Origin of the sequence: Actinoplanes octamycinicus (assembly GCF_014205225.1) — a bacterium.
Taxonomy (GTDB): domain Bacteria; phylum Actinomycetota; class Actinomycetes; order Mycobacteriales; family Micromonosporaceae; genus Actinoplanes; species Actinoplanes octamycinicus.
Genome location: NZ_JACHNB010000001.1, coordinates 8,494,411 through 8,510,092, shown reverse-complemented (window position 1 = coordinate 8,510,092; position 15,682 = coordinate 8,494,411). Strand labels below are relative to the sequence as shown.

At 72.8% G+C, this 15,682-nt stretch carries 13 protein-coding genes; 8 read left to right on the top strand and 5 right to left on the bottom strand.

The window, feature by feature from the left end; genetic code table 11:
• Nucleotides 1-13: 13 nt before the first annotated feature.
• From glgA to BJY16_RS38550, 4 genes are read left to right on the top strand one after another with little or no spacing between them, the layout of a single operon-like run.
• The gene (gene glgA / locus BJY16_RS38565) at nt 14-1,207 is read left to right on the top strand and encodes a glycogen synthase (protein ID WP_239176928.1); all 1,194 of its coding nucleotides are present in this window, start codon (nt 14-16) and stop codon (nt 1,205-1,207) included.
• Nucleotides 1,204-2,823 (top strand): glycoside hydrolase family 10-like protein, encoded by a 1,620-nt coding sequence (locus BJY16_RS38560; protein ID WP_185044465.1) that lies wholly within the window; start codon nt 1,204-1,206, stop codon nt 2,821-2,823. Before glgA ends, BJY16_RS38560 begins: the two co-directional genes overlap by 4 nt.
• A 34-nt stretch (nt 2,824-2,857) precedes the next feature.
• Nucleotides 2,858-3,133 carry a hypothetical protein gene (locus BJY16_RS38555; RefSeq protein WP_185044464.1) on the top strand — a complete coding sequence of 92 codons (276 nt, stop codon included), beginning with the start codon at nt 2,858-2,860 and terminating at the stop codon, nt 3,131-3,133.
• Nucleotides 3,130-3,468: a hypothetical protein gene (locus tag BJY16_RS38550; RefSeq protein ID WP_185044463.1), complete on the top strand. Its 339-nt coding sequence runs from the start codon at nt 3,130-3,132 to the stop codon at nt 3,466-3,468. Before BJY16_RS38555 ends, BJY16_RS38550 begins: the two co-directional genes overlap by 4 nt.
• 46 nt (nt 3,469-3,514) lie before the next feature.
• Here the strand turns inward: BJY16_RS38550 and BJY16_RS38545 are convergent, their stop codons facing one another.
• Nucleotides 3,515-3,904 (bottom strand): hypothetical protein, encoded by a 390-nt coding sequence (locus tag BJY16_RS38545; protein WP_185044462.1) that lies wholly within the window; start codon nt 3,902-3,904, stop codon nt 3,515-3,517.
• A 5-nt stretch (nt 3,905-3,909) separates the two neighbouring features.
• Complete coding sequence (locus BJY16_RS38540) at nt 3,910-5,541, bottom strand: ABC-F family ATP-binding cassette domain-containing protein (RefSeq protein WP_185044461.1); 1,632 nt, start codon at nt 5,539-5,541, stop codon at nt 3,910-3,912.
• A gap of 72 nt (nt 5,542-5,613) precedes the next feature.
• Between BJY16_RS38540 and BJY16_RS38535 the strand changes: the two genes are divergently transcribed.
• On the top strand, nt 5,614-7,170 hold the full coding sequence (locus BJY16_RS38535) for a GGDEF domain-containing protein (RefSeq protein ID WP_239176930.1): 1,557 nt from the start codon (nt 5,614-5,616) through the stop codon (nt 7,168-7,170).
• Here the strand turns inward: BJY16_RS38535 and BJY16_RS38530 are convergent.
• A complete protein-coding gene (locus tag BJY16_RS38530; RefSeq protein WP_185044460.1) occupies nt 7,167-7,976 on the bottom strand; it encodes a PhzF family protein in 810 nt (269 codons plus the stop codon). The genes BJY16_RS38535 and BJY16_RS38530 overlap by 4 nt on opposite strands.
• Nucleotides 7,977-8,088: 112 nt before the next feature.
• Between BJY16_RS38530 and BJY16_RS38525 the strand changes: the two genes are divergently transcribed.
• Nucleotides 8,089-9,513 carry a sigma 54-interacting transcriptional regulator gene (locus BJY16_RS38525; protein WP_185044459.1) on the top strand — a complete coding sequence of 475 codons (1,425 nt, stop codon included), beginning with the start codon at nt 8,089-8,091 and terminating at the stop codon, nt 9,511-9,513.
• Between the two features lie 2 nt (nt 9,514-9,515).
• Nucleotides 9,516-11,468 (top strand): vWA domain-containing protein, encoded by a 1,953-nt coding sequence (locus BJY16_RS38520; protein ID WP_185044458.1) that lies wholly within the window; start codon nt 9,516-9,518, stop codon nt 11,466-11,468.
• A 226-nt stretch (nt 11,469-11,694) separates the two neighbouring features.
• On the opposite strand, the gene BJY16_RS38515 is transcribed toward BJY16_RS38520, so the two are convergent.
• Nucleotides 11,695-12,660: an AraC family transcriptional regulator gene (locus tag BJY16_RS38515; protein ID WP_239176931.1), complete on the bottom strand. Its 966-nt coding sequence runs from the start codon at nt 12,658-12,660 to the stop codon at nt 11,695-11,697.
• 497 nt (nt 12,661-13,157) lie between these two features.
• Entirely contained in the window at nt 13,158-13,778 is a 621-nt protein-coding gene (locus BJY16_RS38510; protein WP_185044457.1) for a maleylpyruvate isomerase family mycothiol-dependent enzyme, read from the bottom strand.
• Between the two features lie 855 nt (nt 13,779-14,633).
• Between BJY16_RS38510 and BJY16_RS38505 the strand changes: the two genes are divergently transcribed.
• Nucleotides 14,634-15,599 carry an RNA polymerase subunit sigma-70 gene (locus BJY16_RS38505; protein WP_185044456.1) on the top strand — a complete coding sequence of 322 codons (966 nt, stop codon included), beginning with the start codon at nt 14,634-14,636 and terminating at the stop codon, nt 15,597-15,599.
• Nucleotides 15,600-15,682: the final 83 nt, after the last annotated feature.

Genomic DNA, 15,682 nt, shown 5'->3' with positions numbered 1-15,682 from the left:
TATTGTGCGGTGCGTGGCTCTGCGTGTGGACCTCCTGACCCGTGAATACCCGCCGGAGGTGTACGGCGGCGCCGGTGTGCACCTGGAATACCTGACCAGGGACCTGCGGCGGCTCGCCGACGTGCGGGTGCACTGCTTCGGCGCCCCCCGTTCCGAGGAGGGCGTCACGGCGTACCCGGAACCGGCCGAGCTGGCCGGGGCGAACGCCGCGCTGCGCACCATGGGGGTGAATCTCGCCATGGCTTCCGGCTGCGCCGGCGCCGACGTGGTGCACAGCCACACCTGGTATGCGAACTTCGCCGGGTACACCGCGAAACTGCTGCACGGCATCCCGCACGTGGTGACCACGCACAGCCTGGAGCCGCTGCGCCCGTGGAAGGCGGAGCAGCTCGGCGGTGGCTACGCGCTGTCCTCGTTCTGCGAGCGCACCGCGATCGAGGCGGCCGACGCGGTCGTCGCGGTCTCCGGCGGGATGCGGCGCGACGTGCTCAAGGCGTACCCGTCGGTCGACCCCGACAAGATCCACGTGGTCTACAACGGGATCGACACCGAGCTGTACTCGCCCGACCACGGCACCGACGTGGTGGACCGGCTGGGCATCGACCGGAACCGGCCGAGCGTGGTCTTCGTCGGCCGGATCACCCGGCAGAAGGGCCTGCCCTACCTGATGCGGGCCTGCCTCTCGCTGCCCGCCGACGCGCAGATCATCCTGCTGGCCGGCGCGCCGGACACACCCGAGATCGCCGCCGAGGTCACCGCGCTCGCTGACGACCTGCGCGCCGCCCGCGACCCGGAAGGCGTCATCTGGGTGCAGGAGATGCTGCCCAAGCAGGAGGTCATCCAGGTCCTCACGCACGCCACCGTCTTCGTCTGCCCGTCCGTCTACGAGCCGATGGGCATCGTCAACCTGGAGGCGATGGCCTGCGAGACCGCGGTGGTCGCCACCGCGACCGGCGGCATCCCCGAGGTGGTGGCGGACGGCGAGACCGGCCTGCTGGTCCCGATCGAGCAGGTGGAGGACGGCACCGGCACCCCGGTGCACCCGGAGAAGTTCGTCGCCGACCTGGCCGCCACGCTCACCCGGGTGCTCACCGACCCGCAGCTCGCCGAGCGGATGGGCAAGGCCGGCCGGCGCCGCGCCGTGGAGCACTTCAGCTGGGCCCGGATCGCCGAGGACACCCTGACCGTCTACCGGTCGGTGCTGTGACCGCGGCCCAACGCCTGCGGCTCGGACTGCTGCTGTCGGTGGTGCTGATCGCCGCGCTGGCGATCGGCGCCGGGCTGGTCCGCGCCGCGCTCTACGAGGAGCCCGCGGCCGGGTCGTTGCCGGCCGCCACCCGGGAGACGCCGGCCGTGGTCGGCGTCGAGGGGCGGTGCGCCGGGCAGCCGGCCCAGGCCGCGCGGGAGCTGCGCGGCATGTGGCTGACCACCGTCTACAACCTGGACTTCCCCAGCAAGCCGGGGCTGAGCCAGGCGCAGGTCAAGGCGGAGTACCTGAAGTGGCTGGAGGTGGCGGTCGCCCAGCGGCACAACGCGATCTTCGTGCACGTGCGGCCCAGCGGTGACGCGTTCTGGCCGTCCGACTACGCGCCCTGGTCGAACTGGCTGACCGGCCGGTTCGACGGGAAGTCGCCGGGCTGGGACCCGATGGCGTTCATGGTGGCCGAGGCGCACGCCCGCGGGCTGGAGTTCCACGCCTGGTTCAACCCGTACCGGGGTACCCAGCCGGCGCCCGGTGGCGGGTCCGGGACCGACGCGGCCAAGCTCGCGCCGAACCATCCGCTGCGGCTGCACCCGGAGTGGCGGATCGCCTATCCGACCGGCAAGAACGGGCGCTTCTACTTCGACCCGGGCATCCCCGAGGCGCGCAAGTTCGTCGAGGACTCGATGCTCGAGGCGGTGCAGAAGTACGACGTCGACGGCGTGCACTTCGACGACTTCTTCTATCCGTACCCGGAGGAGGGGCAGGACTTCCCGGACGGGGCGTCGTACAAGAAGTACGGGTCCGGGAAATCGAAGGCGGACTGGCGCCGGGACAACGTGAACGTGCTGGTCCGGGAGATGCACGAGCGGCTGCAGCAGCTCAAGCCGTGGGTGAAGTTCGGGATCAGCCCGTTCGGGATCTGGCGGAACAAGGCGACCGACCCGCTCGGCTCCGCCTCCAGCGGCCTGGAGAGCTACGACGCGATCTACGCGGACACCCGGAAATGGGTGCTCTCCGGATGGGTCGACTACATCGTCCCGCAGCTGTACTGGACGATCGGCTTCGACAAGGCCAACTACACCACGATGGTGAAGTGGTGGACCACCCTGATGAAGGGCAGCAAGGTGCAGCTCTACATCGGCATGGCGGACTACCGGGTGGGCGAGAAGGGTGACTGGAGCAGGCCGGACATGCTGGACCGGCAGATGCGGCTGAACCGGCAGTACGGCGTGCAGGGCGAGATCCACTTCAGCGCCGCACAGGTGCGGGGGGACAAGCTGGGCGCGGTCAGCCGGTACCGGAAGGCGCACTACGCGTCTCCGGCGCTGCTGCCCCGGCTGGCCCGGCTGAGCGCGGCGCCGCCGCCGACACCGCAGCTCACCGGCACCGCGCGGGCGGAGAACGGCCGGTTGGTGCTGACCGCGTCCGGCGTCTCGACGGCGAACTGGGCGCTCTACCGGACCACCGGCGGGCCGGCCACGCTGGTCGCCACCGGAAGGGCCGGCGCCGAGATCGCCGACCCGCAGGCCCCGGCCAAGGCGACCTACTGCCTGAGCGCCCTGGACCGCGGCGGCAACGAGAGCCCGCTCAGCCCAGGAGTCACCCCACCCGCGGTCTAGACGGCGCGTATTACGGCCGTAGTACGCTGGCAGGGTGCCGTACGAGTGGGACGACTGGGCGCTGGCCGCCCTGCTCGGCATCGAGCAGTTCGAAGTGCGCCAGGCGCTGGAGGCTCGCCGCCGATGGCCGCGGCGGGCGGTCAGCGCCACCGGCGTCCCGGTGCTCACCGTGTGGAGCCGCACGGCGGCCGGTCGACCGTTGATCGTGGCGGTCTATCACACCGCAGGCCTCACCTGGAAGATCATCGGGGCGCGGGAGATGGCGGACAAGGAGCTGATCGAGTTCAGCCGGTGGGAGGAGACGCAATGAGTCACGACGTACCTCAGACCCCTGACGAGCTCGCCGAGTTCATGACCGGGCTCTCCTTCGAGCCGCCGCCCGGGCCGGGCGACGAGCAGGCCCTGCTGGACTCGCTGCCCGCCGCCGGCACACCGGTCATGGTGGTCCGGTCGCTGCGCCTGCCGGTCGACCTGGACCAGTCGGTCGCCGCCGCGGCCAAGGCCGCCGACCTGCCCAAGACCACCTGGATCCGGCAGGCCATCGAGATGGCCCTGGCCGTGCAGGCCGACGACGACCAGCCGATCTCCCGGGCCGAGGCGCTGCGCGCCCTGACCCTGCTCCGGCCGGCCCGCCACGTGGCCTGACCGGCGACCTGGCAGAGAAGCGGCGCCGGAAGCGGGCGGCGCCGTCTCAGGCGACCTGGCAGTAAAGGCGGCGCCGGGAGCGGGCCAGGCCGGCCAGGTCGGTGAGGATCGCGCGGGCCAGCTCCGGGTCGATCTCCTCGCCCTCCTCGGCGCGCGCGGCGATCCACTTGCGGGTGACCGTGTCCAGGGTGCGCCGGTCGGCCGCGGCCAGCGCCTTGGTCAGGGCCGGCAGGAAGCTGAAGATCAGCGGCTCGTCGTCGTTGATCTGTTCCGGGCCGTCGACGTCGTCGAGCGACCGGTTGAGCAGCAGGCTCTCCCACTCCTCCAAGGACGCGAAGACGTCGAAGTTGCCGTACTCCACCGCGTCGCGGCCGGGGCCCGGCTCCTCGGCGGCGTCGTCGTTCGCGGCGGTGTAGAACGTGATGATCGTGCTCATGGGCGTCAGCCGGTCACCTTGCCGTCGGCCACCTCGAGGTGGCGGTTGGTCTGGACCGCCGCCAGCATACGGCGGTCGTGGGTGACCAGGAGCAGGGTGCCGGTGTAGGACGCCAGGGCCGACTCCAGCTGCTCGATGGCCACCAGGTCCAGATGGTTGGTCGGCTCATCGAGGACCAGCAGGTTCACCCCGCGCGCCTGGAGCAGGGCGAGCGCGGCCCGGGTGCGCTCGCCGGGGGAGAGCGAGTCCGCCGGGCGCAGCACGTGCCCGGCCCGCAGCCCGAACTTGGCCAGCAGGGTCCGCACGTCGGCGTCGCTCCAGTCCGGGACCGCGTCGCCGAACGCCCGGGCCAGCGTCTGCGAGCCGAGGAACAACCCGCGGGCCTGGTCCACCTCGCCGACCACCACGCCCGGCCCGAGCGCGGCGGTGCCCGAGGTGAGCGGCAGCCGGCCGAGCATCGCGGCGAGCAGCGTGGACTTGCCGGCGCCGTTGGCACCGGTGATCGCCACCCGGTCGGCCCAGTCGATCTGCACGGTGACCGGCCCGAGGGCGAACGAGCCGCGCTCCACGAACGCCTCCCGCAGGGTCGCCACCACCGCGCCGGCCCGGGGCGCGGTGGCGATCTCCATCCGCAGCTCCCACTCCTTGCGCGGCTCCTCGACCACCTCCAGCCGCTCGATCATCTTCTCCGTCTGGCGGGCCTTGGCGGCCTGTTTCTCGCTGGTCTCGCCGCGCAGGTTCCTGCCGATCTTGTCGTTGTCGCTGGACTTGCGGCGGGCGTTGCGGACCCCCTTGTCCATCCAGGCGCGCTGCATCCGGGCCCGTTCGAGCAGATCCTCCTTCTTGTCGGAGTACTCCTCGAACTGCTCGCGGGCGTGCGACCGGGCCCGCTCGCGCTCCTCCAGGTAGCTGGCGTAGCCACCGCCGTACAGGTGGATCTGCTGCTGGTGCAGGTCCAGCTCGAGCACCTTGGTGACGGTGCGGGTGAGGAACTCGCGGTCGTGGCTGACCACCACCAGACCGCCGCGCAGGCCCTGGACGAAGCCCTCCAGGTGGGCCAGGCCGGCCAGGTCCAGATCGTTGGTCGGCTCGTCGAGCAGGTAGATGTCGTAGCGGCTGAGCAGCAGCGACGCCATCCCGGCGCGGGCCGCCTGACCGCCGGAGAGGGCGGTCATCGGCAGGTCCAGGTCGAGCCGGAGGTCCGCCTCGGCGAGCGCCTCGGCCCGCTCGTCCAGGTCGGCGCCGCCCAGGTCGAGCCAGCGCTCCAGGGCCACCGCGTACCGGTCGTCGGCGCCGGCCGCGCCGGTCGCCAGCTCCTCGGCGGCGGCATCCATCGCGGTCTGCGCGGCGGCCACCCCGGTGCGCCGGGCCAGGAAGTCCCGGATCGTCTCGCCGGCCCGCCGCTCCCGCTCCTGCGGCAGATAACCCACGTTCGCGGTGGGCGGGCTGAGCGCCACACTGCCGCTCTCCGCCGGAAGAAGACCGGCCAGCGTCCGCAACAGGGTGGTCTTGCCGGCCCCGTTGGCCCCCACCAGGCCGATCACGTCCCCAGGTGCGACCACCAGGTCCAGGCCGGTGAAGAGACTGCGGTCGCCGTGCCCGGCGGCGAGGTCGCGGGCGATCAATGTGGCACTCATCGAGAAGCCATCCTAGAACTCCCGGTGACCGGGAACGCTCATGAGTCGCCGTCACCGGCCGATTGACTCCCCGTGACGAGGGTGCAGCGCAGGCACAAGGCGGGTCGGGCGATTCGGCGTGACCCGGTCCTGCTGGCCGCGTTCGCCTGGACCGCGCTCGGGCTGGTGCTGCTCTTCACCCTGGCCGGCCACCACAACTCCCAGGTCCGGGTGTTCTGGCTGTTCCAGCCGCCGCTCGACCTGCTGCTGGCCTACTCGGCGTGGCGGGTGAGCCGGATCGCCACCGGCGCGGTCCGCCGGTTCTGGCGGATGCTGACGATCAGCGCCTCGCTGTTCACCGTGGGCGACTCGGTCCAGGCGGCGCTCTCGCTGACCCGGCACGACCAGTGGTCGACGGCCGGCAGCACGGTGCAGTCCACCTGCTTCGCGGCCGGCGAGCTCCTGATCATCGTGGCCATGCTGATCCACCCGCACCCGGGCCGCTCGCGCCGCGAGGCGCTGGCGTTCTGGCTGGACACGGCGACCGTGATGGTCGGTGGCGCGGTGGTCGCCTGGTGCTTCGCGATCGCCCCGGAAAACCAGGACGAGAACTCCAGCCTGATCGGCGCGCTGCTCGCCGCCGCGGTCATGCTCACCTCCGGCTTCGCCGCCGTGAAGATCTTCCTGAGCGGCAACGCGCCGATGCACAAGGCGGCCGCCATCCCGATGATCGCCTCGGCGCTGGTGAACGGGATCGGCGTGTTCGCCGCGCCGCCCGGCGCCGCAGACGGGCACCCGGCCTACGTCTACGCCATCCGGTTCTTCCCGTCGCTCCTGGTCGCGGTCGGCCCGCGGATCCAGGAGATCATCGCCGGCGTCGACCAGACCGCGTTCGGCTCGCGCCGGCGCAAACCGTACAGCCTGCTGCCGTACGGATCGATCGTGGTGGTCTTCGCGACCATGCTGGTGGTGCTGCCGGACGGGCAGAACGGCCCGCTGATGGTGGCGGTCAGCGGTCTCGGCGTGATCGTGGCCCTGGTGGTGGCCCGGCAGCTGGCCGCCTTCCACGACAACACCCGGCTGATCGACCAGCTCGACACCACCCTCACCGAGCTGCGCGAGCACGAGCAGCGGCTGCGCCACCAGGCGCTCTACGACGAGCTGACCGGGCTGGCCAACCGCGCCCACTTCCGCGAGGAGACCACCAGCACGCTGCGCCAGGCCCGGCCGGACACGGTCGCGCTGCTGCTGGTCGACCTGGACGGGTTCAAGGCGGTGAACGACACGCACGGGCACGCCGCCGGCGACCTGCTGCTGGCCGGGGTGGCCGAGAAGCTGCGCCAGTCGGTGCGCGCAGGCGACCTGGTGGCCCGGCTCGGCGGCGACGAGTTCGCGCTGCTGCTGCGCGACTGCACGGTCCGCGACGCGGAGCTGACCGCGCAGCGGATCCTCCGCGCGATGACCGAGCCGATCCAGGTCGGCGACGAGATGGCGGTCTGCGCCAACGCCAGCATCGGGATCGCCTGCGCCGCGGAGCGCGACGACGTGCGGTCGCTGCTCCACGACGCCGACATGGCGATGTACGCCTCGAAGCACCGCGGCAAGGGCACCTGGATGCGCTACGAGGACGGCATGGCGCTGAGCAACTAGCCCATCGGGACGGCCTGGCCGCTCACCCGGACGCCGGGCTCGCCCGGGACGAGGCGGACCGTGAGGCGGCTGGGGCGGCCCAGGTCGTCGCCCTGTCGCAGCTCCAGCGTCGCGTCGTCGGCGACCAGGCCGAGCTCGCGCAGGTAGCCGCCGAGGGCCGCGGCCGCCGAGCCGGTGGCCGGGTCCTCGTAGACGCCGCCGACCGGGAACGGGTCGCGCACGTCGAAGCTGTGCTGGCCGGCGCGGAACACCAGCTGGATGGTGGTCCAGTCGCGCTCGGTCATCAGCGCTTTCAGCGCCGGCACGTCATAGTCCAGGTCCGCGAGCCGCTCCCGGCTGCCGGCGGCCAGGATCGGATGGAAATTGCCGGAGTACGCCACGCGCGGCGGGAGGGCGGCGTCGAGGTCGTCGGCGGACCAGCGCAAGGTCGTGAGCAGCGCGGTGAGATCCGCGTCGGGAAGCGGCTCCACCCGGGTCGGGACGCTGGTGAGCGTGGCGAATCCGGTGGTGTCGACCGTCACCGGGACCTCGCCCGCGTTGGTCACGAAGACGTGCTCGCCGGGGCCCAGCGCGACCGCCGTGGCCACCGTCGCGTGCCCGCAGAACGCCACCTCGGCGAGCGGGCTGAAGAACCGCAGGCGCAACCGGTCACCGGCCCGCCCGGTGACGAAGGCGGTCTCGGAGAAGCCCAGCTCAGCGGCGATCTCCAGCATCCTCTCGTCCGCCAGATCGGCGGCGTCCAGGACCACTCCGGCAGGGTTGCCACCGGCCGGATCGGTGGTGAAGGCGGCGTACCTCTCAATCATGGGACGAGCCTGCCGCGCGGCCGCCTCCGCGGGCAAAAGCCAATCCCGCGGCCCTGGCCGCGTTTCCGATCACAGTCGCCGTTTGTCACCTCCCGGGAGTAGCGTTCCTGCGGTGACAGAGGGTCCTACCGCGATCATCTTCGAACCTCCCGCCGACCTGCCGCGCACCCTGGGCGAGCTGCGTGCCACCGGGCACGAGTTCCGCACCGTCAAGGAGGAGCTGCGCGACAACCTGCTCGACAAGCTGCGCACCGGCGAGCCGCGCTTCCCCGGCATCGTCGGCTATGACGACACCGTCCTGCCCGAGGTCGAGCGGGCCCTGCTCGCCGGCCACGACATGGTCCTGCTCGGCGAGCGCGGCCAGGGCAAGACCCGGCTGATCCGGGCCTTGACCGGCCTGCTCGACGAGTGGACGCCCTACATCACCGGCTCCGAGCTGCACGAGCATCCCTACCACCCGCTCACCCCGGCCAGCCGCCGGCTGGCCGCCGAGACCGGCGACCTGCTGCCGATCTCCTGGCTGCACCGCTCGGAGCGGTACGGGGAGAAGCTCGCCACCCCGGACACCAGCGTCGGCGACCTGATCGGCGACGTCGACCCGATCAAGGTGGCCGAGGGCCGTGCCCTGGGCGACCCGGAGACCATCCACTTCGGCCTGGTCCCGCGGACCAACCGGGGCATCTTCGCGGTCAACGAGCTGCCCGACCTGGCCGAGCGGATCCAGGTGTCGCTGCTCAACGTGCTGGAGGAGCGGGACATCCAGGTCCGCGGCTACCAGCTGCGGCTGCCGCTCGACCTGCTGCTGGTCGCCTCGGCCAACCCGGAGGACTACACCAACCGGGGCCGGATCATCACCCCGCTCAAGGACCGGTTCGGCGCCGAGATCCGCACCCACTACCCGGTCGACCTGGAGCTGGAGACGGCCCTGGTACGGCAGGAGGCGGCGCTGGTCGCGGCGGTCCCGGAGCACCTGATCGACGTGCTCGCCCGCTACACCCGGGCGGTCCGCGAGTCGTCGTCGGTGGACGCCCGCTCCGGCGTCTCGGCCCGGTTCTCGATCGCGGCGGCGGAGACCGTGGCGGCGTCCGCGCTGCGCCGGTCCGGGTTGCGCGGCGAGCGCGAGGCGGTGGCCCGGATCTGCGACACCGTGTCGGTGACCTCGACGCTGCGCGGCAAGGTGGAGTTCGAGAGCGGCGAGGAGGGCCGGGAGACCGAGATCCTCGCCCACCTGCTGCGGGTGGCGACCGCCGAGACGTTCCGGGCCCGGCTGGCCGGGCTGGACCTGTCCGGGTTCACCGACCTGGTCGCCGACGGCGCGATCATCGAGACCGGCGACCTGGTCAGCGCCGAGGAGCTGCTGACCCAGATCGGCACGGTGCCCGGCCTGTCGAAGGTGCTGGACCGGCTCGGCCTGGGCGACGCGCCGACCCCCGGCGAGGCGGCCTCCGGGGTGGAGTTCGTCCTGGAGGGGCTGCACCTGACCCGACGGCTGGCCAAGGAGCTCACCGACGACGGCCGCACCCTCTACGGGAGCTGATCATGTCGGGGAACGTCTTTCGGTACGGCGCCTGGCGGGACGGGCCGGATCCGCTGGCGCCGCCCTACGACGTGCGGGCCGCCGTCGACGAGATGGGCGAGCGGGTCATGCGCGGTGACAGCCTGCGTGACGCGCTCCGCGACCTGATCCGGCGCGGCCCGCGGGACGCCGGCGGGCTGGACGCGCTGCGCGAGCGGGCCCGGCGGCTGCGGCGCGAGGCGCTGCGCCGGGGCAACCTGGACGGCGCGGTCACCCGGGCCCGGCAGATGCTGGACCAGGCGCTGGCCGCCGAGCGGGACACGCTCAGCGCCCGCGACGACGTGGACGCCCGGTTCAACGAGGCCGTCCTGGACAACCTGCCCCGGTCCACCTCGCAGGCCATCGCGGAGTTGTCCGAGTACGACTGGGCCTCGCCGGAGGCCCGGGACATCTACCGGCAGATCCTGGACGGGCTGCGTCAGGAGGTGGTGGAGCAGCGCTTCGCCGGGATGCGCAACGCCCTGCAGAACGGCGATTTCTCGGATGTCTCGGAGATGGTGGGCGACCTCAACCGGCTGCTGGAGAAGCATGCCCGGGGCGAGGACACCGACGATGCGTTCCGTGACTTCATGGCCAAGCACGGCCGGTTCTTCCCGGACAGCCCGGAGACCATCGACGAGCTGATCGACTCGCTGGCCCGGCAGGCCGCCGCGGCCGAGCGGCTGATGCGCTCGCTCAGCCCGCAGCAGCGCGAGGAGCTGCAAAATCTGATGGACCAGGCGCTCGGCGACGGCCCGCTGCGCGGTCAGCTCGCCGAGCTGACCGACAACCTGCGGGCGCTGCGGCCCGGGATGAACTGGGGCCGCGGCGAGCGGATGCGCGGCCAGGGCGATCTGGGGTACGGCGACGCGGCCGCCGCCCTGGGCGAGATCGGCGACCTGGACGAGCTGATCGACCAGCTGGGCCAGGAGCATCCCGGCGCCACCCTGGACGACGTCGACGTTGACGCGGTGGAGCGCCAGCTCGGCCGGTCCGCGGCCGACGACCTGCGCCGGCTGCGCGAGCTGGAGCGGGAGCTGCGCCGGCAGGGCTGGGTGGAGCGCGACGGCGAGGGCTTCACGTTGTCGCCGAAAGCGTTGCGCCGGCTCGGCCAGAGCGCGCTGTCGAAGATCTTCCACGACATCGCGGGCAAGCGCGGCGAGCACGACATGCGGGACGCGGGTGCCGCCGGTGACCTGATCGGCTCGTCGCGGCGCTGGGAGTTCGGCGACGACCAGCCGCTCGACGTGGTCCGCACGATCGGGAACGCGGTCCGCCGCCGGGCCGCTTCGCGCGGCGTCGCCACCCTTCCGGTACGCCTGGAGCCGGACGACTTCGAGGTGGCCGAGACGGAGCGCCGGGCGTCCGCGGTGGTCGCGCTGTGTGTGGACCTGTCGTACTCGATGTTCGCCGACGGGCGCTGGGGCCCGATGAAACAGACCGCGCTCGCCCTGTCGCACCTGGTCGCCACGAAATACCCGCAGGACGCGCTGCAGATCATCGGCTTCGGGAAGTATGCGATGTCGCTCTCCCAGGGCGAGCTCGCCGCGATCGAGCCGACCATGGAGAAAGGCACCAACCTGCAGCACGCGCTCAAACTCGCCGGGCGGCACCTGCGGCGGCATCCGGGCTCGGAGCCGGTGGTCCTGGTGGTCACCGACGGTGAGCCGACCGCGCACCTGGAGGACGACGGGGAGGCGATGTTCTGGTGGCCGCCGACGCCGGAGACGGTCCAGGCGACCGTGCGGGAGGTGGATCTGCTGACCCGCTACGGCGCCACGCTGAACGTGTTCATGCTCGGCGATGACCCGGGCCTGCAGCGGTTCATGGGCGCGGTGGCCCGGCGCAACGGCGGGCGGGTGTTCAGCCCGGACGCCGCCGAGCTGGGCCGTTACGTGATCGACGACTATGTGCGGGCTCGCCGGGGGCGCCGCTGACGGTCCTCACCTCGGCCGGTCTTACTTGGGGGCGCCGCCTGGCGTTCTGACTGCGGCCGACCGTGCTGGGGGCGCCTGGCGTTCTGACTGCGGCCGGCCGTGCTGGGGGCGCCTGGCGTTCTGACTGCGGCCGGCCGTGCTGGGGGCTCCTGGCGTTCTGACTGCGGCCGGCCGTGCTGAGGGCGCCGCCCGGCGTCCTGACCGCGGCCGGCCTCGTCGGCGGCGTTCATCCGCGGAGGGTCTCCGAGGGGGAGACGTTGTAGCGCTCCCGGTAGGCGACCGCGAAGCGGCCCAGGTGGGTGAACCCGTAGCGGTACGCCACCTGGGCCACCGTCGTGGTGGCCGGGTCGGCGGCGCGCAGGCACTCGTGGACCAGCCCGAGCCGCAGCTGGCGGAGGTAGGTCATCGGCGGCATCCCGACGTATCGGGCGAAGCTCTGCTGCAACGACCGCGCGCCGACGCCGGCGATCTCGCCCAGGTCGGCCACCGTGAACGGCCGGCCGGGCTGGGCGCGCATCGCCTCCACCACGCGGCGGATCGCGCCCGGCGCGGCCAGGGCCGGGGTGCGCTGCTCCAACGGTCCGCGGTAGCGGTGGTCGGCGGCCAGCAGCAGCCCGGTGACCAGGGCCTCCCGCATCCGGGTGCCGATCACCGGGTGCCCGGTCAGGCCCTCCGGAGTGCCGGTGTCGGTGGCCACCATCCGGACCAGCCGGGCCCAGCTGGCGCCGGCGCCGGTGTCGACGTCGAGCACCGGGGCGAAGTCGATCGGGCCGCGCACCGGCTGGTCCAGCATCCGCTCCAGCTGGCTCTCCAGCTCGCCGCGGCCGATCTTGACGGCGAGCAGCCGGCAGTCCCCGTCCCAGGAGTCCAGGTAGGCGTCGCCGACCGGGAGGTTCACCGCCGCGGTCCGCCCGGCCTCGGCGCGGCGCAGCTCGCCGCGCCCTTGGTGCCAGGTCACCGCGCCGGTCAGCGGCAGGTTGACGTGGTAGGCGCCGGTCTCGCCGGCGCTGATCCGGACGTCCACCCCGAAATCCAGCACGCCCAGGGTGACCCGGTCGTCACCACCCACCTCGAAATGCGCGGTCCAGCTGGGCACCGGGTTGAGAACCTCCACGTCGAGCGGGTAGAAGTTCTTCCGGAGGATCGCGCGGGCCTCGTCTATGTCGGTGATGTGGTGACTTGTCGCTTGCACGGAAGCCAGCTTGACCGGTAAACACACACTGCGCCAACCAGTGTTATTTACGCCTCCCTGTGCCCGTTCGGGCGGTTCGCCCCACCCGATCTCTTGACTCGCCGCACGTCACCGGCGGGCCGTGCCAGGTCCGTTCCGCTGTCGTTCCTCCGGACGGGCCGCCGGAAAATGCCCGTTTCTACGACGCGCCCGACCCGTCCGGCGGCCACCGTCCCAGTTACCGAGAGGAACAACGCCGCGCCGCGCACCGGGTGGTGAGGGGCTGGCGGCGGTCGGCGGTGCTGCCGGTGTGGTGAAGCGGGCGACCCTCTCCGGGCGGACGGTCCGTGGCCCGCCGCTCCGGTGAGGCGGGCGGCGGGCCGGTTCGGGAGTGGGCGGTGGGCCGGTTCGGGAGCGGGTGGTGGGCCGCTTGGAGAGCGGGCGGCGTCGAGGCGCTGCTGCCCGGCGCCGCCGGCGACGTGGGCCGGTGGGGGAGCGGGCGGCGGTCGCGGCTCGGGTCAGGCGGTGAAGCGGGGAGCCGGGGCGCCGGTGAGGAGACCCGGTGGGAGGTGGCGGCCGCAGACCACCATGAGCAGGTCCTGGGCGCGGCCGTGCAAGGGCTCGCCGGCGCCGAGGCTCCACTCCCGATCGGTGGCGACCAGCCGGACGCCGGAGAGGTCGGCGCCGAAGTAGCCGACGCTCTTCGGGGTCATGCCGTCCAGGACCAGCGACAGCCGCTCGGCCGGCACGACCCGGTCCGGATCCAGCGCGAGCGTGATGTCCAGCCCGTGGATCACGTCGTGCGACAGCGCGCCGACCATCCCGCCGCCCGGCGGCGACCACGGATGCTGCACGTTGTCGCGTACCGCGGCCAGCAACTCCGCCGAACTCATCGCCGCCGCGTCCCGCCGCGCCGTCCGGTCCGCCATCCGGCCGAACCGCCCACCGGACCGCACCATCTCCCGCAGGAACCCGGCCGTCGACATCCGGAACGGCTGCGTGATGTGCGCGACCACCTCCCGCACCCGCCACCCGGCACACAGCGTCGCGGCGTCCCACTGTTCCTCGCTCAACCCGGCGAGCAGCTCGGCCAGCTCCGTCCGCTGGGCGGCGATCGCCCCGGTCACCTCGGTCCGCATGTCAACTCCTTCCAGGCCCGCCTGCGGCGAGCATCAGAGGGCATACGGATCCGCCGCGCGGGATTAATCGGTCCGCTTCCGGTTTTTTTCGGTACGGCATCCGCTCGCCGGGCGACCGCTGCGCGACCGACTGTCCCAGCTGGCCGCCGGGGCCTCGGGCATCCGCCGCGAGACTGCCGGTTCTGGCTGGCCGTTGGGGGCCTCGGGCGACGCTGCGGGACTGGCGGTTCCGGCTGGCGGTCATGGGTCCCTCGGCGCCGCGTGACCGACGGTTCCGCTGGCCGTCCGGGGCTCTTTGGGACGACTGCTGCGCGAATCACGGCCCCGGCTGGCCGTCAGCGGTTTCTCGGGGCGGGCGAGGCACCCCTGAGGGCCAGCCTGCCCGCACGACACGCGCTGCGGTCCGTCAGTGGCCGCGGTCTCGCGGGCCGAGGACACGGGACACCGAGTCGTACCGGAAAGCGCAGTTGATCTTGATCTTGCGGACAGCGGGCCGGGAGAGGGGATGCGGCCAAGGGTCCGGGATGCGGGCGAGGAGAGCGGGATGCGGGCCAGGTGCGGGATACGGAGCAGGAAGGCGCGGTGCGGGTGTGGCCAGGAAGGCGCGGTGCGGACCCGGAGAGCGGGATGCGGGCGGACCAGGAGAGTGGGATGCGGGCCAGGTGCGGGATGCGGGCCAGGTGCGGGATGCGGAGCAGGAAGGCGCGGTGCGGGTGTGGCCAGGAAGGCGCGGTGCGGGGCAGGAAGGCGGATGCGGGCCAGGGGTCCGGGGTGCGGGGCAGGAAGGCGGGGAGCGAATCAGGGCGGCGGACAGTGGGCCGGGACGGTGGAGGGCGGGGGATTTAGGGTCGGGGGGTGGAGGAGGCGCTGGCGGGGCTGCGGACCGAGCTGACCGGCTACTGCTACCGGATGCTCGGGTCGGGGCATGAGGCCGAGGACGCGGTGCAGGAGACGTTCGAGCGGGTCTGGCGGGCCGCGGACCGGTATGACGCGGAGCGGGCCTCGGTGCGGACCTGGGTCTACCGGATCGCGACGAACGTCTGTGTGGATCTGTTGCGCGGGGCGGCGCGGCGGGCGCTGCCGGTGGATCTGAGTCCGGTGGCGCGGGCCGGGGAGCCGTTCGGGGCGTTGCTGGCGGCCGGGGCGGAGGTCCGGCCGGTTCCGGACGGGATGGTGCTGGACCTGGGGCAGGATCCGGCGACGCTGGTGGTGCGGCGGGAGACGGTGCGGCTGGCGTTCGTGGCGGCGCTGCAGCATCTGCCGGCTCGGCAGCGGGCGGTGCTGATCCTGCGGGACGTGCTGTGCTGGCCGGCGGCCGAGGTGGCGCAGCTGCTGGAGACCTCGGCGGGGTCGGTGACCAGCGCGTTGCAGCGGGCGCGGGAGACGCTGCGGTCGGTGGCGCCGCGGCCGGGGGAGGTGCTGCGGCCGGGCGATCCGGAGCAGCGGGAGCTGCTGAGCCGGTACTGCGCGGCGTTCGAGGCGCATGACGTGGCCGGGCTGGTGGCGCTGCTGCACGAGGACGCGACGACGTCGATGCCGCCGTTCGCCTGGGGGTTGCGCGGGCGCGACCAGATCGGGATCGCGATGGCGGCGCCGGAGGCGGCGTGCGTGGGGCAACGCCTGGTGCCGGTGGCGGCTTCCGGCCAGCCGGCGTTCTGGCAGATGCGGCCGGAGGGGGCCGGCTTTGTCCCGTTCGCGCTGGTGATGCTGGATGTCGACGGCGGCCGGGTGATCAACACCACGACCTGGCTGGAGACGACGGGGTGGCACCTGCCGGTGCCGGTGGCGCCCTCGTTGTGGTCGCTGTTCGAGCGCCGCTGACCTTCGCCGGTTCGGGACGAGGGCGAGCAGGACGCCGGGCACGGCCCGGCGGCACCGGCTAGGCAGGTGCCTAGCCTCCTAGG